The organism is Butyrivibrio sp. AE2015 (assembly GCF_000420825.1).
GTDB lineage: Bacteria > Bacillota > Clostridia > Lachnospirales > Lachnospiraceae > Butyrivibrio.
This window is the reverse complement of the sequence record NZ_ATVR01000071.1, coordinates 1-1,353: the sequence shown is the minus strand read 5'-3', so window position 1 is coordinate 1,353 and position 1,353 is coordinate 1. Positions and strand designations below refer to the sequence as shown.

Sequence of the window (1,353 nt, the reverse complement as noted above, 5' to 3'; positions counted from 1 at the left end):
AAAACAGAAAACAAGGCTTTTATTTTATATTAACTGTCTCTATTGCTCATACTAAATCGCTCTATCCAAAGTTATGGGCACTTGTGGATTTATGGTTTACTACAAATATAAAGGCTAATATTTTGCAAGAACAGCAGACGAGCTATGCCTACAAAATCATTTAAATGCAGCAGGTCTTGGCCTGTTGACCTGGATTATCTTGGAAGCCTCAAGATTTCTCATAAGAAGTAGCCTTGCCTCTCCGATGTACTCGGACTTAATCATGTAGTGACAGTAAGTCTCGATTAGAGAAAAGAGATTAGCGGTTCTGCCTTCAATCTTGAAATTGTTGATTCCCATTGGTACATATTTTTCCCAGATAAGCTCAGGGGAAACGTATGTTGAATAATCTTGGATAGTGTAGATACAGTTTTTGTCACCATACTCACATTTCCAGGGAATCAGCGGCTTTTGTTTATCCTTCGGAAGAAGACGGTTTTCTTTTACTATTTCCTGGTTAAGAGCAATGTTCTTGTAGTGGTCGCCTCTTCTCTTGCAATCGGGAACACAAAGGGCATTTACCAGCACTTCAAGTTTCTCTTTGTGGTGAATCTGCTCTATCAGATCCCACTTGTTGTTCATGTTGTAGTCAAGAACCACGTATTTATAGTCTTTATCAAGCTCTGCATTAAGACTGTCTAAGTCTTTAATTTCCTTGCAGGTTGTAGAATCAATCTTATATGAAGGATATTTTGCCCTTATGAACTCTTCAAGAAGCGGAGAGAAAACCAGCACTTCATTCATGCCATTGTTTCCTGCTTCCATGCAGAAATTACAGAATGGATCCATTAAATCTTCTTCAGTAATAAGAGGATTAGTAAATGTAAAACGAACAGGTATGTGATTTGCATTTATGCTTTTTATTACATTCTGGACAAAAGCTCTGTCGCACTGATCATCAGCTATCAGTCTTCCTCCATTCCATAGTGAAAATGGAAAAGAGCCAAAAAATGATGCAATCTCAACACCTTCTCTAAAATAATGCGGGTACTGTTTCATCATACTTATCCAAAACATATTTAGTGGATAATTGTATCTCAGTCCCGGCAAGTGAAAACGAACATTCCCCATATCAATACACCTCACAACAAAGTACTTACCATTCAACTCTACTATTTCCCATAAATTTTCGCCAATCACTTATTGCTATGGGATTACTATTTTTGCAAGAACAGCAGACGAACTGTTAGTGATAGGCATAGTGATGTGAACGATTTACTTTGAAATGATGATAAATGGATATAAATAAACCCACAAAAGACTTGTGTTCTGAATAAGTATGAAACAAGTCTTTTGTGGGTGTTTTATGTCCAA

At 37.0% G+C, this 1,353-nt stretch carries 1 protein-coding gene; it reads right to left on the bottom strand.

The annotated features are described in order from the left end of the window. Positions 1–156: 156 nt before the first annotated feature. A complete protein-coding gene (locus G585_RS0116535) occupies positions 157–1,110 on the bottom strand; it encodes a hypothetical protein (RefSeq protein WP_022776486.1) in 954 nt (317 codons plus the stop codon). Positions 1,111–1,353 lie beyond the last annotated feature (243 nt).